Source organism: Candidatus Marithrix sp. Canyon 246 (assembly GCF_001723685.1).
In the GTDB taxonomy this organism is placed as follows: Bacteria; Pseudomonadota; Gammaproteobacteria; order Beggiatoales; family Beggiatoaceae; genus Marithrix.
Map to the genome: position 1 here is coordinate 1 of NZ_MCBX01000012.1, position 23,270 is coordinate 23,270.

At 35.4% G+C, this 23,270-nt stretch carries 20 protein-coding genes and 1 pseudogene; 9 read left to right on the forward strand and 12 right to left on the reverse strand.

What is annotated here, in order from left to right:
- The first annotated feature begins 185 nt into the window (after positions 1-185).
- From BHU68_RS08515 to BHU68_RS08535, 5 genes are all read left to right on the forward strand, one after another.
- Positions 186-815: a hypothetical protein gene (locus BHU68_RS08515; protein ID WP_069472077.1), complete on the forward strand. Its 630-nt coding sequence runs from the start codon at positions 186-188 to the stop codon at positions 813-815.
- Positions 816-888: 73 nt separating this feature from the next.
- A complete protein-coding gene (locus tag BHU68_RS08520) occupies positions 889-2,907 on the forward strand; it encodes a ribonuclease catalytic domain-containing protein (protein WP_069472076.1) in 2,019 nt (672 codons plus the stop codon).
- A 4-nt stretch (positions 2,908-2,911) separates the two neighbouring features.
- The gene (gene moaB / locus BHU68_RS08525; protein ID WP_069472075.1) at positions 2,912-3,427 is read left to right on the forward strand and encodes a molybdenum cofactor biosynthesis protein B; all 516 of its coding nucleotides are present in this window, start codon (positions 2,912-2,914) and stop codon (positions 3,425-3,427) included.
- Positions 3,427-4,809 carry a 2Fe-2S iron-sulfur cluster-binding protein gene (locus tag BHU68_RS08530; protein WP_069472074.1) on the forward strand — a complete coding sequence of 461 codons (1,383 nt, stop codon included), beginning with the start codon at positions 3,427-3,429 and terminating at the stop codon, positions 4,807-4,809. Before moaB ends, BHU68_RS08530 begins: the two co-directional genes overlap by 1 nt.
- Entirely contained in the window at positions 4,809-5,732 is a 924-nt protein-coding gene (locus BHU68_RS08535) for a branched-chain amino acid transaminase (protein WP_069472073.1), read from the forward strand. The genes BHU68_RS08530 and BHU68_RS08535 overlap by 1 nt, the downstream gene beginning before the upstream one ends.
- Positions 5,733-6,080: 348 nt before the next feature.
- Here BHU68_RS08535 and nuoN read toward each other — a convergent pair whose 3' ends face one another.
- The 9 genes from nuoN to nuoG form a co-directional block, all read right to left on the reverse strand.
- Positions 6,081-7,520 carry an NADH-quinone oxidoreductase subunit NuoN gene (gene nuoN, locus BHU68_RS08540; RefSeq protein WP_069472072.1) on the reverse strand — a complete coding sequence of 480 codons (1,440 nt, stop codon included), beginning with the start codon at positions 7,518-7,520 and terminating at the stop codon, positions 6,081-6,083.
- A gap of 68 nt (positions 7,521-7,588) precedes the next feature.
- Positions 7,589-9,076 (reverse strand): NADH-quinone oxidoreductase subunit M, encoded by a 1,488-nt coding sequence (locus BHU68_RS08545; RefSeq protein ID WP_069472071.1) that lies wholly within the window; start codon positions 9,074-9,076, stop codon positions 7,589-7,591.
- 5 nt (positions 9,077-9,081) lie between these two features.
- A complete protein-coding gene (gene nuoL, locus BHU68_RS08550; RefSeq protein WP_069472070.1) occupies positions 9,082-11,025 on the reverse strand; it encodes an NADH-quinone oxidoreductase subunit L in 1,944 nt (647 codons plus the stop codon).
- A 4-nt stretch (positions 11,026-11,029) separates the two neighbouring features.
- A complete protein-coding gene (nuoK, locus tag BHU68_RS08555; RefSeq protein WP_069472069.1) occupies positions 11,030-11,335 on the reverse strand; it encodes an NADH-quinone oxidoreductase subunit NuoK in 306 nt (101 codons plus the stop codon).
- Between the two features lie 2 nt (positions 11,336-11,337).
- The gene (locus BHU68_RS08560) at positions 11,338-11,919 is read right to left on the reverse strand and encodes an NADH-quinone oxidoreductase subunit J (RefSeq protein ID WP_069472068.1); all 582 of its coding nucleotides are present in this window, start codon (positions 11,917-11,919) and stop codon (positions 11,338-11,340) included.
- Between the two features lie 14 nt (positions 11,920-11,933).
- Positions 11,934-12,737, reverse strand: a complete 804-nt coding sequence (locus BHU68_RS08565) for a toxin-antitoxin system YwqK family antitoxin (RefSeq protein ID WP_069472067.1) — start codon at positions 12,735-12,737, stop codon at positions 11,934-11,936.
- A complete protein-coding gene (gene nuoI, locus BHU68_RS08570; protein WP_069472066.1) occupies positions 12,718-13,206 on the reverse strand; it encodes an NADH-quinone oxidoreductase subunit NuoI in 489 nt (162 codons plus the stop codon). Before nuoI ends, BHU68_RS08565 begins: the two co-directional genes overlap by 20 nt.
- A gap of 1 nt (position 13,207) precedes the next feature.
- Positions 13,208-14,227: an NADH-quinone oxidoreductase subunit NuoH gene (gene nuoH / locus BHU68_RS08575; protein WP_069472065.1), complete on the reverse strand. Its 1,020-nt coding sequence runs from the start codon at positions 14,225-14,227 to the stop codon at positions 13,208-13,210.
- A 2-nt stretch (positions 14,228-14,229) separates the two neighbouring features.
- The gene (gene nuoG, locus BHU68_RS08580) at positions 14,230-16,593 is read right to left on the reverse strand and encodes an NADH-quinone oxidoreductase subunit NuoG (RefSeq protein WP_083234084.1); all 2,364 of its coding nucleotides are present in this window, start codon (positions 16,591-16,593) and stop codon (positions 14,230-14,232) included.
- Between the two features lie 125 nt (positions 16,594-16,718).
- On the opposite strand from nuoG, the gene BHU68_RS08585 reads away from it, so the two are divergent.
- The 3 genes from BHU68_RS08585 (at position 16,719) to BHU68_RS08595 (ending at position 18,097) form a co-directional block, all read left to right on the forward strand.
- Complete coding sequence (locus BHU68_RS08585) at positions 16,719-17,093, forward strand: GNAT family N-acetyltransferase (RefSeq protein ID WP_083234082.1); 375 nt, start codon at positions 16,719-16,721, stop codon at positions 17,091-17,093.
- Between the two features lie 140 nt (positions 17,094-17,233).
- Positions 17,234-17,485, forward strand: coding sequence for a hypothetical protein (locus tag BHU68_RS08590; protein WP_069472063.1), 252 nt, complete (start codon positions 17,234-17,236; stop codon positions 17,483-17,485).
- Between the two features lie 99 nt (positions 17,486-17,584).
- The gene (locus tag BHU68_RS08595; RefSeq protein WP_069472062.1) at positions 17,585-18,097 is read left to right on the forward strand and encodes a GNAT family N-acetyltransferase; all 513 of its coding nucleotides are present in this window, start codon (positions 17,585-17,587) and stop codon (positions 18,095-18,097) included.
- A 164-nt stretch (positions 18,098-18,261) separates the two neighbouring features.
- Here the strand turns inward: BHU68_RS08595 and BHU68_RS08600 are convergent.
- The 3 genes and pseudogenes from BHU68_RS08600 to BHU68_RS08605 all read right to left on the reverse strand — a co-directional run.
- Positions 18,262-18,606: pseudogene (locus tag BHU68_RS08600) on the reverse strand (HPP family protein); the annotation flags it as partial.
- Positions 18,607-18,621: 15 nt separating this feature from the next.
- Positions 18,622-18,771 carry a hypothetical protein gene (locus tag BHU68_RS17650; RefSeq protein WP_216092556.1) on the reverse strand — a complete coding sequence of 50 codons (150 nt, stop codon included), beginning with the start codon at positions 18,769-18,771 and terminating at the stop codon, positions 18,622-18,624.
- A 29-nt stretch (positions 18,772-18,800) separates the two neighbouring features.
- A complete protein-coding gene (locus BHU68_RS08605) occupies positions 18,801-19,358 on the reverse strand; it encodes a TetR/AcrR family transcriptional regulator (RefSeq protein WP_069472061.1) in 558 nt (185 codons plus the stop codon).
- 390 nt (positions 19,359-19,748) lie between these two features.
- Here BHU68_RS08605 and BHU68_RS08610 point away from each other — a divergent pair, with 390 nt between their 5' ends.
- Positions 19,749-23,264 (forward strand): DUF3683 domain-containing protein, encoded by a 3,516-nt coding sequence (locus BHU68_RS08610; RefSeq protein ID WP_069472060.1) that lies wholly within the window; start codon positions 19,749-19,751, stop codon positions 23,262-23,264.
- The last annotated feature ends 6 nt before the right edge of the window (positions 23,265-23,270 follow it).

Consider the following 23,270-nt stretch of genomic DNA (forward strand, 5'->3'; position numbering starts at 1 on the left):
CGCTCGTCGGCAGCGTCAGATGTGTATAAGAGACAGAGGGTGGGTATAGCGACAGCGAAACCCACCGATCATAATACCAAATGGTGGGTTTCGCTGTCGCTCTACCCACCCTACAAATATAAGTACAAGTAATCTTTCATAAAAATAAAAACTATCAGACCTGACAGGTATTTAGGCAAAACTCTATGAAAACACTAACAAATACCTCATATGCTTGGACATGCGGGCAAACATGCCCATCAAACTCCAAACAATTAGAATGTGAACTCTACCAATTAATATGTAAACAAAATTTCAATACCAATTTACTACCAACATGGGGAAAGAAATTTTTTCCGATCTTTGCTAAAGACATATTTAAGCAAAATATAAATCAACACAATAAAAAACTACAACGACTCACTAAATGGCAACGTAAATGGTTGGGTCCATTTTTAAAACAATGGAAACTCAATCCCTATCAAATACGTATAGTTTATGAAGCCAAGTTATTAAATAAACATAAAATTTTAAAAAATTGGCCCATAAGTATAATGGATGATACACTTGCTCAAACCTTTGGAAATATAATATACATAAAAAGAGCCTATAAACCACGTAATGGTGGATTATTAACCTTACTCAGCCATGAAATTTATCATGTAAAGCAATATCAAGAACTACAATCAATTAGCAATTTCGGTGCAGAATACGCAAAACATTTTATAAATGGTGGATTTAGTTATGATAATAATAAAATGGAAGTAGAAGCTTATCAAGCTGAAGCTACATTTAGAAAATGGCTATGTAAACATAGTTATTGGCGATGTAATTAATTATTAGATACATCTGATATAATAATATTCGTATCACATCAAAAGAACTACATAAGCTAACAAGGGTAACATTGTGACAGAATTTGAAGGTCAAATTTGGGTGGCTCAAGATAATGATAATGTTTATTTTATCTGCACTACTAAACGAATAAAGAAAAAAATTCAAGGGATTAATGAGAAAGGGCGCGATTTACGTTTATCTGAAGAAAAATTATTATGGCAACATCCTAGTTTAGCACATGATGTAGAAGATTGGCAACTCAAAATCAGTACCATTCATAGCGAAGTCAATTCATTAACTAAGGAAATTGACATTGAACTTTTATGGGAAAACGCTTTAGAATTAGAAATTTCAGAGATTAAGGAATTAGCCGATTTATACTTTGGTGGAGAAATTACTACTGAACATTTAATGGCTATTTGGCGTGGCATTGCTGATGATCGTTTACATTTTAAGCGTCGTAGTCGCAATTGGGAACCGCGTGCCGCTGAACAAGTTCAGGAATTAAAACAACAACGTGAACGTGAAGAAGCACGAGTTCGTGCCATAAAGTTAGCCCAAGATTGGTTACAAAAAATGGCTAAACTGCCATTGCCAATTTTTTTACATTTATCTAAGGATCAGGAAGTTGATAAGTTTCAAGTCACTGCTATATCTGATGATATTTTACCGTTTGTTGAACGCTTAGAAGCTTGGTTAAGAGGCGATGCTGATAAAGAAGTTGATGAATTAATTCGTCCAACTGCTGCACTGGCTAAACTTACTGAACGCGAATTAGTATTTGAAATTTTGCAAAAGATTGGGCGTTTGCCAATAGATGCTGATCGTGATGTTATTATAGCAGGTTTAAAACCTGAATTTTCTAGTGCTGTTAATGCAGCGGCTCAAGCTTTACAAGTTGCCAGTGATGAATCAATTACTGAAATATCATTTAGTATTGATGATGAAGACACTCGTGAAGTTGATGATGCTTTAGCTATTGAACGCGATGGTTCAAACTGGAAAATTAGTATTGCTATTGCTGATCCTGCTAATTTAATTAAGCGAGGTGATAGTTTAGATAAAGAGGCTATGCGACGTGGTACTACGGTTTATTTACCTACGCAACATCTTTTAATGTTACCGCCATATCTTTCTTGCGATGTTGCTAGTTTAACCGCTGGAGAAGCTCGTTCATCTATTATAATTAGGGTATGGTTGGATGATCAGGGTGACATAACTAATAGTACAATTAGTCGAGAAACAGTTAAAGTATTAAAACGTTTACATTATAGTGATGCTGATAAATTAATAGCTGAATCTGAAGATCAAATGGCTGATGATTTGCGTAATTTGTTAGATTGTGCCAAAAATGTACAGAATAAGCGTATAGATAATGGTGCATTTAATTTACAGCGGCAAGAATATAAAATTGGTGTTGAAAATAATGAAATTAAATTGGCAGTGCTTGAACGAAATTCGCCAAGTCGCACCTTAGTTTCAGAAATGATGGTATTGGCTAATCATGTAGCGGCTAAATATGCAGATAAACATCAAGTGCCTTTGATATATCGTGTTCAAACGCCTCCATCAGAACCAATTAGTAAAGAAATGATGACTGATCCTTTGGGTTTTCATAAGGTTCGTAAATTCTTAGGGCGTTCTTCATTATCCTTACAGGCAGGGCAACATAGTGGTTTAGGCTTATCTATGTACACCCAATTCACATCACCTTTGCGCCGCTTTGCAGATTTGGTAATGCAACGACAATTAATTGCTCATAGCACTGGTGAAGAAATTCCTTATAATGAAGAAGAATTATTTCAGGTTTTAGAAACAGCAGAACGAACAGCGCGTGAATCTCGTGGTTTAGAAGGTGAAGCCAAAAAACGTTTATTAATGCTATATTTAAAACAAGATTGGGGTTCTAAACCTATAGAAGCACTTATCATTACAGAAGTAAAAGGTGGTTATAAAGTTGAAATGCAGCCTTGGGGTGCTGACGCTTATTTAGCAACTGGTAGTAGTTTTGAAATGGGTGATAGTGTAACTACATATGCTGAAAGAATTCGTGTAAAAGCTGGTACAATTCGTTTAAAATTATTAAGATAATACAATGCAAAGAAATTTTATTCCATTAAATATTGCGGTAATGACTATTTCAGATAGCCGCACAGAAGACAATGATAAATCTGGTAATTCGCTAGTTGAAAATTTAACAGCCGCTGGGCATAATCGCGCTGATAAGCTGATAGTGCCTGATGATATTTATCAAATGCGAGCAGCAGTATCAACTTGGATTGCCAACCCAGAAATTAATGCTATTATTACTACTGGGGGTACTGGTGTAACTGGCAGAGATAGCACACCTGAAGCTATTAAGCCACTATTCGATAAAGAAATTGAAGGTTTTGGTGAACTATTTCGTGCAATTTCTTATGAAGAAATTAATACTTCAACTTTACAATCTCGTGCTTTAGCAGGAGTAGCAAATGCTACTTATATATTTTGCTTACCCGGTTCATCTGGAGCTTGTAAAACTGGCTGGGAAAAAATCATTCAATTCCAATTAGATTATCGTACACGCCCCTGTAATTTAGTAGAATTGATGCCACGTTTATTAGAACAATAATGCCTCAACTTTTAAGTTTATCCAGAGCAGCGCGTTTAGTGGGTGTGACGCGCAGCAAAATTCAAAAAAAAATCCAAAACGGTGAATTATCTACATTTGAGGGCAAATTACAAGTCACAGAATTATTACGTGCTTATCCAGAAACTCAAATAGATGATACTCATATGTTAGAGCGGGTTAAACAGATTAAAGCCGCTGCTACATTTACAAGCTCACGAGAACATGAATCTGCTTTGCCAAGTCAAGACGTTCTAATAGCTCGTTTAATTAAGTTGGGTAAAGAATTAGTAGAAGTAAAATCAGCATTTAACAGGCAAAGTGAATTACTTGATACTATCAATAATAAATTAGCTGAATTTGGTGATGATAGTTTACATCAATGGCTAAGTACTGAAATACAACGTAGCCCAAAATTAGAACCAGCAGCTCAATTATTAGCTAACGATACTGTATTACGTATCATAGCTGCTCAAGTAAAAGTAATTCCTAGTGGGCATGATTTTTTTGTTGAAGGTAAAGATTCTATTTTAGAAGCGGCACTACGAGCAGGGTTAGCTGTAAATTATGGATGCGAAAATGGTAATTGTGGTGCTTGTAAAGCCAGAATAGTTTCAGGAGAAGTACAAACAATTCGTAACCACGATTATGTTTTTACCGATTTAGAAAAGCAAATGAATTATCAGCTATTATGCAGTTGTACAGCAATAACTGATTTAACCATTGAAGCCGCTGAAGCTCATAATCCTGAAGATATTCCATTACAACAAGTTGATACTAAAGTCAAAAAGCTTGAACAATTAAATGAAGATCTATTCTTATTGCGTCTGCAAACACCGCGCACTAAGACTCTACGTTTTTTAGCCGGGCAATATGCAACATTGCAATTTGATAATACTGAAATTCAAGCTTTTATTGCCAGTTGCCCTTGTGATGGACGTAATTTAGAATTTCATTTAAGTTGCAAATTTAAGAAAAATTTAAAGCTTAATCAAATAGTTAAACTAGAAGCACCACATGGTGATTTTGTTCTGCAAGAGGATTTAAAACGCCCAGCATTATTTATTACTGATGATAAAGGTTTTCCACCAATTAAAAGTCTGATTGAACATGTTATAGCTTCAGACAATGAGACTATCAATCATTTATATTGGATAACTAATGATGAAACAGAACCCTATCAACATAACCTATGCCGCTCTTGGGTGGATGCCCTAGATGATTTAAAATATACAAGAACACAAACTATCAATCAAATAGTGACAGATTATCCAGATTTAAGTAACTTTGAAGTTTATATAGCAGGGTCTGATGATTTAATCTCAGCAGCAGCTAAAGTATTAACAAACAAATATCATATTGCGAAATTAAGAGGAGAGAAATAATGGGAATGGAAGACCAAGATGGTGTAATTTGGTTTGATGGAAAAATGGTAGATTGGCGTGATGCAAAAGTACACGTTTTAACACATACCTTACATTATGGAATGGGAATATTTGAAGGCATTCGCGCGTATAAAACTGATCAGGGTGCAGCAATTTTCCGTTTAAAAGAACATACACGCCGCTTATTTGATTCAGCGCATATCTTGAATATGTCTATTCCTTACGATCAAGACACGATCAATGAAGCTATTATTGCATCAGTTCGCGACAATAATTTAGAAAGTGGCTACATTCGCCCACTATGTTTTTATGGTTCAGAAGGTATGGGGTTACATACAGATGCTTTAAAGGTTCACGTAAGCATTGCAGCGTGGTATTGGGGAAGTTATTTAGGAGCAGAAGGATTAGAAAAAGGCATTCGCATCCGCACCTCTTCCTATACACGTCACCATGTAAACATAACCATGTGTAAAGCCAAGGCAGTAGGCAATTACATGAATTCTTTACTAGCGGTACAAGAAGCCGTAAGTTGTGGCTACGACGAAGCTCTATTATTAGATACAGAAGGCTATGTAGCCGAAGGTAGCGGAGAAAATATTTTCATAGTACGCGATGGAATTGTATATACACCAGAAATAACTTCAGCACTAAATGGAATCACCAGAAACACGATTTTTAAGTTAGCAAAAGACATAGGATTAACAATATGTGAAAAACGCCTAAGTCGCGACGAAGTATATATAGCAGACGAAGCATTTTTCACCGGCACAGCGGCAGAAGTAACTCCAATCAGAGAACTAGATGACCGTACAATAGGCAATGGAAAAAGAGGACCAATAACAGAACGACTGCAAAGTCTGTATTTTGATGCAGCTCATGGGCGTAATGATAAATATAAAGATTGGTTGACATTGGTTAAATAATGGTCTAAAAACCTGACAGGTTTTTAAAACCTGTCAGGTTTGGTTTCTTAATTAACCCCGATGGCATTAATACCCAACATTAAAATCAATATAGCATTGGCACTGATTGCTAGGTGCTTTAAAAGTGTACCAACGAATTTCACCTCGTTTCATTCATTACCCCATACTGAGAATTCATTTTTTTCTATAGGCTGACGAAGATATCCTTGACGATGTTTTTCTATGAGTTTGCGTTCATGATAATATTCTAGTGCTTTTTGTAAAGCGTCATGAATGAAAGCGGGGCGGTTGGTGTTGTTTATATATATAAAACCTGACAGGTTTTTAAAACCTGTCAGGTTTGGTTTCTTAATTAACCCCCAAAGCCCCCAAACAAAGCGAAATCAACCCAGATGGCATTAATCCCAGCATTAAAATCAATATAGCATTTGCGCTAAGTGCTATTTTCATATCTGTATTAGCTGTAATCGGAGTTAAATCTTCTGCATCGTCAAAATACATAAGCTTAATTACTCGCAAATAGTAAAACACGCCAATTATTGCAAATATTACTGCTATTATTGCCAACCATACTAAGCCCGCTTGTACTACTTGTGCTAATACTGCCCATTTTGCCCAGAAGCCTAACATTGGTGGTATGCCTGCCATTGATAACATTAGTATTAGCATTACTGCTGCATACCAAGGATTTCTTTGGTTTAAGCCTTTAAAGTCTTCTAATCTTTCTGCTTCAAAGCCAGCTCTACTTAATAACAATATCATGCCAAATCCACCAACTGTCATTAATGTATAAACTAATACATAAAACATGGAAGCGGCATAGCCATCTTTTGTGCCTGTCAAGATTCCAAGCAATAAATAGCCAACGTGAGCAATTGTAGAATAGGCTAACATGCGTTTAATATTAGTTTGAGCAATCGCGATAATATTACCAATTGCCATTGATAGAATTGATAATAAAATCAATATATTTTGCCAATCGCCATGTAAACTTTGCATTCCATCAGCAAGTAAACGGATTAACATTGCAAATGCTGCAATTTTCGGGGCACTTGCTATAAATAAAGTAACTGCTGTTGGTGCGCCTTGATAAACATCTGGAATCCAAACATGAAATGGTACTGCGCCTAATTTAAATGCTAAGCCTATGACTATAAATACTAATCCAAATACTAATATAGTTTTATGTTCAGTTGTTTGACTGATAGCTTGAGCAATTGCATTTAAATCTAAGGTTCCGGTAACGCCATATATAATTGACATTCCATATAACAACATACCAGAAGCTAAAGCACCTAAAACAAAATATTTCATTGCCGCTTCAGAGGCTTGTTGTGAATCGCGATTTATGGCAACCATTGTGTATAATGATAAAGATAATAGTTCTAAACCTAAATAGATTGTTAATAGGCTATTAGCGGATACCATTATCATCATACCCAAGGTGGCAAATAAACCTAATACTAAATATTCACCTTTTAAAAGTTTACGATCCTGTAAATATTGTCGTGAATATAGAAATGCTAAAAAAACTATTAATAAAATAAAGAGTTTTAAAATAGTACTCATAACATCGTTGACAAACATGCCATTCATAGCCAATTCTGATTTCTCAGGATAAGTAGCAAAAATTAAGATGGCGGTAGCGATTAAAGTACCTTGAGTTAATTGATAAGTTAAATTTTTTAAGTTTTTAGGTAAATAAGCATCAAGGACTAGTATGACACAAGCCATTGTTAGCATTATTATTTCTGGTAAAATTAATGTTGTATTTAATGTTAGGGTCATTTTTTTATTTGCTGTCGTTAAAAACTGGAGTTCAAAGCTAAGCTTTGTACTCCAAAATAAAGAAGAAATTAATTTGGTATTTTAGATATACCAATATGTTGAACCAAATGCTCAACAGTGCTGTGCATCACATCTAGCATTGGTGCTGGATAAATACCAAAGAATAATACTATTATTGCTAACGTAGCTAAAATGAAGGTTTCGCGTCCATTTATATCTTTTAAAGCAGCTACTCCTTCATTGCCGATTTCTCCATAGAATACTCGTTTTATCATCCATAAAGTATAAGCGGCTCCAAGGATCATTATAGTAGCAGCGGCAAAAGCTATCCAAAAGTTTACTTTAAATGATGCTAGAATTATTAGGAATTCTCCGACAAATCCAGAAGTTGCTGGTAAGCCACTGTTTGCCATTGCAAATAGTACTGCAAACATTGCAAATTTAGGCATAGTATTAGCAACTCCACCATAATCCTTAATTTGACGGCTATGTAAGCGATCATAAAGTACTCCCACAGATAGAAATAAAGCTCCTGAAATAAAACCATGTGAGATCATTTGTACCATGCCGCCTTCTATTCCCATTACACTACTACCAAGGAAAAAGCCTAATGTCGCAAATCCCATGTGTGAAATAGAGGAATAAGCAATGAGTTTTTTCATGTCTTGCTGTACTAAAGCGACAAATGATATATAAACAATGGCTATTAGCGATAAGCTTATCATGAGCCAAGCTAATTCCTGACTTGCATCAGGTGTAATAGGCAAGCTAAAGCGTAAGAAGCCATAACCACCCATTTTTAACATGATTGCGGCTAAGATTACTGAACCACCAGTTGGTGCCTCAACGTGAGCATCTGGCAACCAAGTATGCACAGGCCACATTGGAACCTTAACAGCAAATGCGATCAAAAATGCTAAAAATATCAGAATCTGAGCTGTCATCGGTATCGCTAACTTATGATAATCCAGAATTGCAAAGCTATTTGATTGTGAATATAAATATAACAATGCAATTAGCATAAATACTGAACCTAAAAAGGTATAAAGGAAGAACTTAATAGTAGCATAAACGCGGTTTGGTCCACCCCAAATACCAATTATGAGAAACATTGGTATCAACATAGCTTCCCATAGCACATAGAACAGGATTGCATCTAAAGCGGCAAATACCCCAACCATTAAGCCATTCATAATTAGGAAGGCAGCCATATAATGAGCCGCTTTATCTTGAATCACTTCCCAACCAGCTACTATTACTAATACAGTAGTAAAAGTTGTTAAGATAATCAATGGCATAGATATACCATCTACACCTAAAGAATATTGGATATTAAAAGCAGGTATCCAAGACAGTGTCTCAGTAAACTGCATAGCAGGAGTTGTAGTATCAAATCCAAAATATAGAATTAGTGACAATAAAAATGTCACTAATGACACTGCCAAAGCAATCGGGCGAGCAATTGAGGCTTGATTGTTTCCAAGGATGATTACCCAAATACCACCTAGTATTGGTAACCATATTAATAGACTTAGTAATGAAAAATCAGTAAACATATCAGTTATAATTTAGCTCCAAAGACGAAAATTCCTAATAATACTGCCAAGCCTAAAATCATGGCAAAGGCGTAATGATATAAGAAGCCAGTTTGAGTCTGGCGAATGACGCTAGATAGCCAAATTACCATCTTAGCAAGACCGTTTACTATACCTTCAATGATTTTGATGTCACCTATTTTCCAGAAGATGTTACCAATTTTACGTGTACCACCTGCAAAGAACCAATCATTGAATCTATCAAAGCCATATTTATCCAATAGGATTTTATGAAACAGATTACAACGATATGTAATTTGTTCAGGAATGTGAGGTGCTTTCATATATAAATAATAGGCTGTTCCTACACCTGCCATTGCTAACCAAAATGGTGGTTGTAACATTCCATGTATCATAAATCCTATTACGCCATGATAGTCTTCTGCATTGAAAGGATTATGTGCTATTACACCCTTGAAATATTCACCAAATAACATTGGTTCTATTGTCAACATTCCTATGAATACGGATGGTATTGCTAATAAAATCAACGGAATGGTAACAACTTTTGGACTTTCATGTAGGTGACTACGTGTATGTTCATCCATACGTTCTTTGCCGTGGAAGGTTAAGAAGAACATGCGGAAACTATATAGAGCTGTAATGAATACACCTAATAAAACTGCATAATAGGCAAAACCAGCACCAGCGCGTTCTGCTTCATAGGCATGATGAGTGGCTTCTATAATAGCATCTTTGGAGAAAAAGCCAGAGAAGCCGGGGAATCCAATCAATGCTAATGAGCCTATTAACGCTGTCCAATAGGTAATTGGTAGATATTTTTTCAGCCCACCCATTTTACGCATATCTTGTTCATGGTGCATAGCAATAATCACTGAACCTGCACCTAAGAATAATAAAGCTTTAAAAAACGCATGTGTCATCAGATGGAAAACACCAGCAGCATAAGCTGAGGCTCCTAAAGCTACAGTCATATAACCTAATTGTGACAGAGTTGAGTAAGCTACAACTCGTTTGATGTCATTTTGTACCAAGCCTAATAAACCCATAAATAAGGCTGTAATAGCACCAATTATCATCACAAAACTGAGTGCAGTTGTACTTAATTCAAACAATGGAGACATACGCGCTACCATAAAGATACCTGCTGTTACCATTGTTGCTGCATGGATTAAGGCTGAAATAGGTGTAGGACCTTCCATAGAATCTGGCAACCAGACATGTAATGGAAATTGTGCAGATTTACCCATAGCACCGATAAACAGTAAAATACAGATAACAGTCATAACTGACCAATCCAAGCCCGGAATTATTTGCATCATAGTATCTTTATGTTCATTAGCGTGGCTAAAGACTTCAACATAGTTCAGACTATTAAAATACATTAAAACTGCTGCAATTCCTAAAATAAAACCAAAATCACCAACGCGATTAACTAAGAAAGCTTTTAAGTTCGCATAAATTGCAGATTCTCTGGTAAACCAGAAACCGATTAACAAATAAGAGACTAAACCTACCGCTTCCCAGCCAAAAAATAACTGCATAAAGTTATTTGACATCACTAACATCAGCATGGCAAAAGTGAATAAGGAAATATAGCTAAAAAAGCGATTATAACCCGGATCATCGCGCATATAACCAACAGTATAAATATGTACCATCCAGGATACGAAGGTGACAACCAACATCATCATAGCAGTAAGTGAATCAACCATAAAGCCGATTTCAAACTTTATCGCACCAACTTCTAACCATATATAAAGAGTTTCATTAAAACCGGCTTCTCCTAATATAACTATCTTATAAAATACACATACAGATAGAACAAAGGATAAACCAACGGCGCCAATTGTGACTGAATGAGCAACGCGCTTGCTAACTGGGAATAATCCCGCAATAATGGCTCCAAATAGTGGAGCTAATACAATCGCAAGAGAAATATTTTGCATCTAGTTATCCTTTCATCGTATTAATGTCATCGACATTAATGCTGTATTTATTACGAAATAATATTATTAATATCGCTAAACCAATAGCAGATTCCGCCGCTGCTACAGTTAGGATAAAAAATACAAATACTTGCCCTGCTAAATCAGCATTAAAATAAGAAAATGCAATAAAGTTCATGTTGACTGATAACAACATTAATTCAATACACATAAGTATAATTAGGAGATTTTTCCGATTTAGAAAAATACCAGCGGCACTAATGCAAAATAATACCGCTGCTACAATTAGAAATTCATTTAATTCTGGCATAATTAATCCTTTGTTTCCGCGTCCATTTTGATAATTCTTAGTCTATCTTCACGACGTACCTTAACCTGTTGTTCTGGTTTTTGGTATTTAGCTCGTGTGTGTGGGCGCATGGTTAAAGCAATTGCTGCTATCATTGCAACCAATAAAATTGCCGCTGCAATTTCAAAAGGATAAACATATTCAGTATATAATATTGATCCTAAAGCGGCAGTATTACTACCGGCGGCAACTTCTGTTGGCATAGCATGATCCCATGCACCAACTACTAAAACCATTTCTGCCAAAATCACTAAGCCAACGAAGATAGCTAGTGGCAAATGACGTACAAAACCTTCACGTAAAGTATCAAAATTAATATTTAACATCATTAATACAAATAAAAACAACACCATTACAGCGCCAACATAAACTAAAATGAGTACCATTGCGAGAAATTCTGCTTGCAACAATAGCCAAATTGCAGCCGAAGAGAAAAACGTTAATACTAAAAATAAAGCGGCATGAACCGGATTTTTAACTGTAATAACGCGACTAGCGGCAAAAATTAAAACAAGTGAAAATAAGTAAAAAGTAAATTTTATCATGAGTTTATTACCAACTAATCAAACATATATATCCATCGTAACCAAGGTCTAATTTTGTTTCTTTTGACCATTTCATCTTCGGTATAATACCTAATTGCCATCAAGTTACCTTCTTTATCATATTCCTTACTAGTACCATTTAAATGACCGTTGTCATCAAAAATATGTTGCAACCATTTTTCTCCAGAATTATAAAAAATAATTGCCGAAACTGGTTCACCATTTTTAAATACCCAGTCACCTTGTAAATTACCATTATAATGATAACCTTTGGCACTACCATCTTTTTTACCATTTACATAATTACGTTCTGCTTTTTTATTAGCATTTCGATAATAATCAATCTCTAAACCTTCTCGTTTACCATTGATTAAGTTACGTTTACGGAATAATTCTCCTGAAGTATAATATTGAAACTGGATTTCATATTTCTCATTATTTTTATATCTAAGCTCATATTCTAGCTTACCTTCCCGAGAAAAAGTTTTTTTACCAATTAAATCACCAGAACGATAATTATATTCAGCTTGTAATTCGCCAGTTTCATAAAATTCTTCAATACTACCATGCAATTTACCATTTCTATATTCATATTGAAATTGCACAGCTCCACTATCGTAATATTTTTTATCAATATCTTCTGCTTGAACTGATGATACTAATAGCATCATCATCACAATCATCAAATTTTGTAGGGTGGGTAGAGCGAAGCGAAACCCACCATTGATAGCACTATTTTGGTGGGTTTCGCTCCGCTCTACCCACCCTACGATAAAATACATGATTTTCATTAATAATTTAACGATATTTAGCATCATAAGCTCTATCTGCTGCTAATTGTGGTTCCAATTTGTCTCCCAATGCTAATAATTTTTCTTTAGTCATTACTAAATCACCATGCTCTTCACCATGATATTCAAAGTGTCTGGTTTCAACAATGGAATCAACTGGGCAAGATTCTTCACAAAATCCACAAAAAATACATTTTGTTAAATCTATATCATAACGAGTTGTACGACGTGTACCATCTGCGCGTTGTTCTGCTTCAATGGTAATTGCTAATGCAGGGCAAACTGCTTCACATAGTTTACAAGCAATACAACGTTCTTCGCCATTTGGATAGCGGCGTAGTGCATGATGCCCTCGAAAACGATGAGATTGTGGAGTTTTTTCTTCTGGATATTGGACGGTTATTTTTTTCTTAAATAAATAACGCCCGGTAATGTTTAAACCTTTAAACATTTCCAACAGAAATAGTCTCTTAATATAATCTTTTATTGCGTGCATTTTAATTAAACCAAGGTGGTAGTTTAGCTAGTATGGCAATACCAATAACAACTATCCATACTAATGTAATAGGAATAAAGACTTTCCAACCTAAACGCATGATTTGATCATAACGGTAACGTGGAAAAGTAGCTCGCAGCCATAAAAATGAAAATAAAATAACAGATATTTTCAAGAAAAACCAAAATATACCGGGTATCCATGCAAATGCTGCTTCTAAAAATGTGCCTTGAAATGGTGATAGCCAACCACCTAAAAACATAATAACAGTTAATGCTGCTATTAATATCATATTGGCATATTCTGCTAAGAAGAAGATGGCAAATAATAAGCCGCTGTATTCAACATGAAAACCAGCAACAATTTCTGATTCACCTTCTGCAACATCAAACGGGGCGCGATTGGTTTCTGCTATTCCTGAGATTAAATAGACCATAAATAATGGTAATAGTGGCAACCAATACCAATGTAATAGTCCACCACTTTGTGCGGATACAATCGCGCTTAAATTTAAACTACCAGCAGCCATTAATACACCGACTAAAGCAAATCCCATAGCTATTTCATAAGAAATAATTTGTGCCGCTGAACGTAGTGTTCCTAATAAGGCGTATTTGGAATTTGAAGCCCATCCTGCGATTAGAACTCCATATACTCCTATAGATGTCATTGCTAAAATATATAATAAGCCAGCATCAATATTGGCTAATACCCAACCATCAGCAAAGGGTATAACTGCCCATGCAGCTAAGGCAGGTGCCAAAACTAACATTGGTGCAATTACAAATAAGAACCAATTGGCTTTGGTAGGAATAATGATTTCTTTGAATGCTAATTTGACAAAATCAGCAATCGGTTGTAACCATCCACGAGGTCCTACGCGATTTGGTCCAATACGTACTTGCATGTAGCCTATGACTTTGCGTTCTAAATAAGTCAAATAGGCAACAGATAATAATAATGGCACTAAAATTACTACAATTTTTAATATAGTAATAATTAAATACATTAATGTTTCCATAATTAAGCTTTTCCTTCTGTAGTAGCACTTAATTCAACTTGCCCATGCCAGCCAGCAGTAATATTTTGCCCAGCATAAATTAATACAGCATTATCAGGTAGTTGATCATTAATTGTGACTGCTAATGTGAACATAATTTCATCCTGTTTAACTTGGATATAACTAGTTTCATTTACATTTAATTGATTTGCCAGTTTAGCATTGATATGCGCAGTCTTAGTGATTTTCGCGTCGATGGTGTTTTGTAAAGCATCAGCGCGACGTACTAAAGCATCTACTGAGTAAATTGGCATTTCTGTAATGCGTTGTATTCCTTCTGCTTTTTGTGTTTCAAGTTTTTCAGGAATTTGCCAACCCATTTTGTTATTTGCTACTTTGTCACCAATTATGTAACTTAATTCATCACTGATTTCATCAGAACTGGTATATTCAAAGCCTTCTAATTCAAATAAATTGCCTAAAACTCGTAAAATTTTCCAAGCTGGGCGAGCATCACCGGGTGGTGGTACTATGCCCTTGAAGCTTTGCCAATCACCTTCTACATTTACATAGGTTCCTGATGTTTCAGTAAATAAACCGATAGGTAGCATGACATCTGCATATTCTTCCATTGCCGTGGTTTTATAGCCGCTTAATGAAACTACAAATTCTGCTTGTTTTAAGCTATTTAGGGCTGTGACACCATTCCAGTTATCTAATTCTGGTTCAAGACCCAATAAAATATAGCCCTTTAATCCTTGAGTAAACATAGCTTGAGCATCTAATCCTGCGGTTTCTACTGCTTCACCACCAGCGGTTCTATGTGGTAATGCACCCGCTAACCATGCTCCTGAAGTATTACAGGCATCTCCGCAATAGCCAAAATTAGCATCACTTAATTTAGCAATGATAGCGGCTAAGCTACGAATATTGGCAAATTGTGGATTAGCAGTTGCTAAATTACCTAATAATATTGTGCCTTTCTTACTTGCAGATAAAACTTTTGCAATGGCGCGTTGTGGTTCAGTAATAGTAACTTCTGCTAATAATGCTTTTACTTCTACTGGTAATAAGGTTGCTTCTGTTTCTAATAAGGCTTTGGCAATTCCAGCTAAATTTTCTACCCATGTAGTTGTAATGATTTTTTCGGCTATTTTGAAATTAAATTCATAATCTATAGGGTTAAACAGCATTATTTTGGCACCGTTTAAGCTTGCCTTACGTATGCGATGATTTAATAGCGGCTGTTCTTTGCGTAAATGTGAACCTATAATTAATACGGCATCAGAATTTTCTAAATCAGCAATGTCTTGTCCTAAGTATGGGAATAACGGTGCATCATTTTGATCGCTAAAATCTACTTGGCGCAGACGATGATCAATATTTTGACTGCCAATACCGCGCATAAATCTTTGTAATAAATACAGTTCTTCTATAGTAGAAGTCGCTGAAGCTAAAGCTCCAATGTTATTGCTTTCAAGCTTTTTCAAATTTTCAGTTGTAAAAGCTAAGGCTGTTTCCCAATCTGTTTCTTGCCAATTACCATCTTTTTTAATCATTGGTGCGGTTAAACGATCATCAGCAGTTAAGCCTTCATAACTAAAACGGTCACGATCAGAAATCCACACTTCATTTATGGCTTCATTTTCTTTAGGTGCTACACGCATGAGCTGATTGCTACGTAAATGCACATAAAGGTTAGAACCCACAGCATCATGAGGTGCAATTGTCTCAGCTTGTTGCATTTCCCAAGCACGAGCTTTAAATCTAAATGGTTTAGAAGTTAATGCGCCTACTGGACATAAGTCAATTATATTGCCTGATAATTCAGAACTAAGACTGTGTTCAATATAAGTTCCAATTTGAGTATGTTCACCACGCCCAGTTGCACCTAACTCGTGAATGCCGCCAATTTCTTGACCAAAACGCACACAACGAGTGCAATGAATGCAACGAGTCATTTCAGTCGCAATCAATGGACCGATATTTTTATTAAAAACAACGCGCTTAGCTTCTTGATAACGCGAGAGATCTTTACCATAGCCAATAGCTACATCTTGCAATTCACACTCACCACCTTGATCACAGACTGGACAATCTAAAGGGTGATTGATAAGTAAGAATTCCATTACAGACTTTTGGGCTATAAGGGCTTTTTCAGAACGGGTGAATATTTTCATCCCATCCATAATAGGGGTTGCACATGCTGGTAAAGGTTTAGGAGCTTTCTCAACATCAACCAAACACATGCGACAATTTGCTGCAACTGATAACTTTTTGTGATAACAGAAACGAGGAATATGAATTCCATGATTATCTGTTACTTCAATAAGCATTTGACCAGCTTCAGCTTGGTATGATTTACCATCTATTTCAATAGTTACCATATGAGTCATCAAAATACGGTTTCAAAATTCTTTATTTTAGCATAACTTTGTTTCTAAAATGTCATTAAATTACAAGCCCTGAAGGGGCGACATAATATAGCCTAGGGCAACGCCCTAGGTTTCATATTGATTTATTTTACAAAGAAAATCTAGTTATAGAATTATCAAAAAATCCCGATGCTTTTAGTGTGATTTGCTATATTGATGATAAACCAGCAGGTTTAGCAAACTGTTTTCAAGCTTTCTCAACTTTTAAATGTAAACCTCTTATCAATATACATGATGTAGTAGTGGCAATTAAATTTCGTGGCTTGGGAATTAGTCAACTTCTATTGGCTAAAGTGGAAGAACGCGCTAAAGAAATTGGCTGCTGTAAAATAACCTTAGAGGTTTTAGAAGGTAATGAAACTGCTAGAAAATCATATAATAAATTTGGATTTGAAGGGTTTGAATTGGATCCTGAAGTTGGTAAGGCACTTTTTTGGCAGAAGACATTATAAAATATCTTGGGATATAATTGTCAGAATCAGAATTTACAGAATTTTAGAATTATCAGAAACAGTTTAACCGTTAGTCTAAAAGATAAACAAATTTGAAATTAAAGCCAACTTAATTACTTACATACTAAGGAAACTAATTTATGCTGATTATAACTTCAAATATTGGAGCTACGATAAGTTTAATTTTAGGCATTTCTCTTTTTGGAATTGTCACACAAAACTCTCAGGCATTCGCGTTGTTAGGTTGTGGATGGCTCAGTGCTGCTATTGTGCGTTTAATGACCTTATTTTTCGGTTTTGCGACACCCAAAAATATTGGCGGTGTTATCTTTGAGCTGCTTATTGGTTTATTATGTATTTCATCACTATTCACACAATTAAAGATAATTTAAAAAACAGGGCAAAGCACTTACGCAGGCGTTTTCTAGTTACCCCGCGTCTACGGGATACTTAGTCATAAATAAGTTTTCAGACTTATTGGAGTCCAAAATTTGAAATTAGAATTAGCAAGACTAGAACATATTGACCAAATATCAAATTTGGTTAATCAAGCATACAGAGGTAAAACAGGATGGACCAAAGAAACTGATTTAGTTCAAGGCAATAGAATTACACCAAATGAGATCAAATCTATTATTTTAAATCCAAATACTCATTTATTAATTTATCCTGATAAAAATAACATCATAGCTTGTATTTGTATAGAAAAGATCAATCATGATGCTTATATTGGTTTATTTGCAGTAACACCAAAGAACCAAAGCAAAGGTATTGGAAAACTAGTTTTACAACTAGCAGAACAATATGCTATAAACAAATTTACAATTGATAAATTTGTGATGGTTGTAGTATCCCAAAGAAAAGAACTAATTTCATATTATCAACGAAGAGGATACACTAGAATTGGAAAAATTAAAAAATATCCTATAAATATTAATGTAGGAACCCCTAAAGTTGCAAACTTAACCATTGAATATTTAGAAAAAAACCTAAGTATTAATTAGTCTAAAAGGTAAACAAATTTTAGAAAATATTTATCAGGATAAAAATTAGTTATTTTTTCTCTGTTATCTAACAACTTATTCTTTAGCATCCATTTCATAAGCATTTCATGGTGATCTATGTACGACATTATATAACCTTTTATTTAAATTCGTATTATTTTTTTTTAAAACCAATAAGTTGGATAACTTATATCTTTTGATAAGTTGTTGTAAAATAACGCAACTACAACCAGCAAAATTGCTCCTAACAAGGTTGGGGTCAATAAAAATTCCCAATTTGCTCCCACTAAAAACACAATGAATGGATTTGAACCCGCTGGAGGATGAGGAACATTTAAAATTTGCATTAAAGATAATGCAGTAGCTAATGATAATGCCATGCTCCACCACTGAGGACTGACCAAATGGAAAAATAGTAATCCAACAAGTGTTGAAATGAAGTGACCACCAATAATATTACGAGGTTGAGCAAATGGTGTATCAGGTAATATAAATATTACAAATATTGATGCACCGAACGATAATTAAACTAACGGTTGTTTGGTAAAAAATGCCAAAAAACCGACTACAACTGCTGCTAAAAAACCTCCTAACCATACAAATCCAACTACTTTTAATGGTGGACTAGGCGGTATTGGTTTAGATAAACCTTTAAATTTTTGAAAATATAGCATTTATTTCTCCTTAAAAATAATAAAAAATATTAAGACAAAAGTTTTTTTATTTCATTATTCTGGTTTTTGAATGTATGTGGCGAATCATATAGTCTCATCATCATAATGCTACCCTGAGTACTAGCTATAATCTGCTTTGCTTTCTCTTGAGCTACTTGTTCGATAAATTTTGATTTTAATATTTCACATAATGCTTCCTCCCAATGATCAAAATAACTCTTTATTTCTTTTTTCAAAGACGGTATATTGTTAGATATTTCAAGTGCAAAATTACCTAATAAACAACCACCTTCGCTATTTAATAAATATGTTTCAACCGCCTTTGTAAATGCTTCTAGTTTATTTGAAGACGACATATTCTTTCGATATGCGATAGAAAATATTTCTGTATTAAAATATTCATGAATGTATCTCAAACATCCAAAAGCTAGAGCTTCTTTGCTTTTAAAATGATGATAAATGCTACCTTTTATTAAACCACAGGTATCACCTATATTTGCCATAGTAGTGTTGTAATAGCCATGAACTTTGAACAGATGAATACTTTTTTTAATGATTGTTTCTTTATCCGTCTTCGTAACTGGCATGACATTATTCCTACCGTTTGTTTGATAAAAAGAGTAATAATATTTTTTATTACAAAGTAAATATAAACTTTGGCTTATAGGGTAAGCAAAAAATGTTTAATGTTATTAATTAATATTAGTGGAGAACTTTTATAGGCACAATGTAACACCCATAAAATCATCCTGTCAAGCATTAAATTCAATTAAAAACTATTTGGATAAATGTTCAATTTTAATATTACTGATATAGTAAAAACGATCAATATTTTATACTTATTTATTAACAGAAAAAATTATAGCAGCACAAAAAGATCAAACTAAATACTAAAGCTGTTCCACAAGAAGATATTGTATTAGGCTTTCATTCACCTTATATGCGATAATTTATCGAATTTGCACTGAACTAAACCAATGACATTAAATCAAACCCCACGTATTCGTGAAATACCATATAATTATACATCCTTTTCTGATAGGGAAATAGTAATTCGTTTCCTCGGTGAAAAAGGTTGGCAAATCATTGAGCAATTGCGTAATCAGCGGCGTACTGGGCGTTCTGCGCGTATGCTATTTGAGGTGCTTGGCGATATTTGGGTTATTCAACGTAATCCCTTTATTCAAGACGATTTATTAGAGAATCCTAAACGTTTTTCGCTTATACGTCAGGCTTTATATCATCGGCTTGATCAAGTTGTTGCTCGCGCTGATGGTAATGATCATGCTTTGGAATTAGAACGTGAAACTCGGCAGGCTGTGGTTCAGTTTGAGCAAAGTTTGCTGGAACAAAAGCAATTACGTGAACAATTAACTAAGCGTCTGGATTCTGATAATATATCTTTTGATGGTTTAGCACGAGTTTCTCATGCCACCGACGCTACTGATTGGCGAGTAGAAATGCCTTTGGCAGTTTTAAATCCTGATTCTGATACCGAAATTCATGCAATGGTACAAGTTTGTATTGATTTGGATTTGCCTATTATTCCACGTGGTGGTGGTACAGGATATACTGGTAGTGCCGTACCTTTGTATGCAAATAGCGTAGTAATCAATACCGAAAAACTCGATTTTCTTGAGCCTGTAGAATTCCATGATGATATGACGACAATTCGAGTCGGTGCAGGTGTCGTTACTAGGCGAGTTGCAGAAGCGGCTGAAAAAGTCGGTTATGTGTTTGCAGTTGATCCAACTTCGCAAGACGCATCAACTATTGGTGGCAATATTGCCATGAATGCCGGTGGTAAAAAAGCAGTACTTTGGGGTACGACTTTAGATAATCTTGCCGCTTGGGAAATGGTTATGCCAGATGGAAACATCTTAAAAGTTGAGCGTCTGAATCATAATTTTGGCAAAATTCATCATCAACAAATGGTTGAATTTCGTATTACTTCTGAAGGCAAAGACAGAATTTTAAAAATTCCCGGACAATCATTACGTAAAGTTGGATTAGGTAAAGATGTTACCGACAAAACACTATTTGAATTACCCGGCGTACAAAAAGAAGGTTGTGATGGCTTAATAACTTCAGCCGTATTTGTGCTGCATAAACAAGCTAAATATACCAGAACCGTATGTTTAGAATTTTTTGGAGCAGTAAAAGATGCCGTACCTGCAATCGTTGAAACCATCGAATATATAGAAAATACACCCAAAGTATTATTAGCTGGCTTAGAGCATTTAGATGAACACTATGTAAAAGCGGTAAAATATGAAACCAAAGCTGCTCGCCCTCATTTACCTAAAATGATCTTATTAGCAGACATTATAAGTGATGATGAAACTGCTTTAAATGCCGCCGCTGAACAAATAGTAGAATTAGCATCAGCGCGACAAGCTGAAGGTTTTATTGCATACACAGCAGCAGAACGTAAACGATTTTGGGCTGAACGCGCTCGCACAGCGGCAATTGCTGCACATACTAATGCCTTTAAAATCAATGAAGACGTAGTTATTCCTTTACCTCGCTTAGGTGAATATCATGAGGGCATTGCAGAAATTAATCGTGAACAAGCGATAAAAAATGATCAAGCCATATTAGCGGCAATAAAATCTTATATAGAAACTCTGGAAATTACAGAAACTAAGCGTCAATTAGCATTAGATTTAGTAGATATAGCTCAAATAAAAAAATTATTTCCAGAGCATGAAACTAAAATAGATGAAATTTATCAGCGCATATATGCCAGCCGCTTACTAGTGGCAACTCATATGCACGCAGGCGATGGTAATGTACACACCAATATTCCAGTACATTCTAACGACTACGCCATGATGCACGAAGCTGAAATAGTTGTAGCGCGTATAATGAAATTAGCCGAATCCTTAGATGGAGTAATTTCTGGAGAACATGGAATTGGCATTACTAAATACCAATTTTTATCAGCCGACAAGCGCGAAAATTTCACTAAATACAAACAACATATTGATCCAAAAGGAATATTTAATAGAGGCAAATTATTAGCTGGCGCGACATTAGAAAATGCCTATACCCCATCACTACGCTTAGTAGCACAAGAAGCCCTAATTTTAGAAGCAACCGATTTAGGCGAATTAAACGACGAAATCAAAGATTGCCTACGCTGTGGAAAATGCAAACCAGTATGTACAACCCATGTGCCACGCGCTAATTTATTATATTCTCCACGTAACAAAATTTTAGCCACAGGCTTATTAATAGAAGCTGTACTATATGAAGAACAAACTCGACGCGGAATTTCATTAGATCATTATGCAGAACTGAACGATATAGCAGATCATTGTACAGTTTGTCATCGTTGTTTAAGCCCTTGCCCAGTTAATATTGACTTTGGCGAAGTTACAATAAAAATGCGAGAAATTTTACGCGCTCAAGGCAAAAAATCATCAAATCCAGCCACTTGGCTATCAATGCAATTTCTAAACATCACCAATCCACGCGCGATTAGCTTAATGCGCAATTTATTGATTAAGGGCGGATATGCAGGGCAAAGATTAGGCTATAAAACCGCCAAACTATTAGGATTAACCAAAGCACAAACTCCCCGTGCCACCACCAAAACCCCAAATGTACCAACTCAAATAATAAACTTTGTCAACAAACCTCTGCCTAAAAAAGTACCTCCCAAACCAATGCGTAGCTTACTAGGCTTAGACAGCGACAAATACATACCAATCCTAGGAGATCCCAAAAAAGATCAAACAGAAACAGTATTCTACTTCCCCGGCTGCGGCTCAGAACGTTTATTCAGTCAAATTGGATTAGCGACACTAGCAATGTTATATGAAGTTGGAGTACAAACAGTATTACCACCGGGTTACTTATGTTGTGGCTATCCACAAACGGCTAGCGGCGACAAAGAAAAAGGACAAGCAATATCCACACAAAACCGCATATTATTCCATAGAATAGCCAACACTCTAAACTACTTAGACATAAAAACAGTAATAGTATCCTGCGGCACTTGCTTAGATCAACTACTAAAATACGAATTCCAACAAATATTCCCCGACTGCCGCCTACTAGACATTCACGAATTACTAATGGAAAAAGGCATAGCATTAGAAGGAGTAAAAGGCGTAGAATACCTATACCACGATCCCTGCCACACTCCAATGAAAATTCATGACCCATTAAAAGTAGCAAGCACCCTAATGGGAAAAAATATAGAACTATCAGATAGATGCTGTGGAGAAGCCGGAACCTTCGCAGTATCAAGACCAGATATAGCTACCCAAGTGCGCTACCGTAAACAAGAAGAAATAAAAAAAGGGGTAAAAATCCTAACCAGCTGCCCAGCCTGCCAACAAGGCTTAGCCCGCTACAGCGATGAAACTGGCACAGAACCAGACTACATAGTAGTAGAACTCGCCAAATACCATTTGGGAGAGGATTGGGAAATGGAATTTGTTGATAAAGTTCAATTGGATGGGGTTGAGAGGGTGTTATTGTAGTTTAAT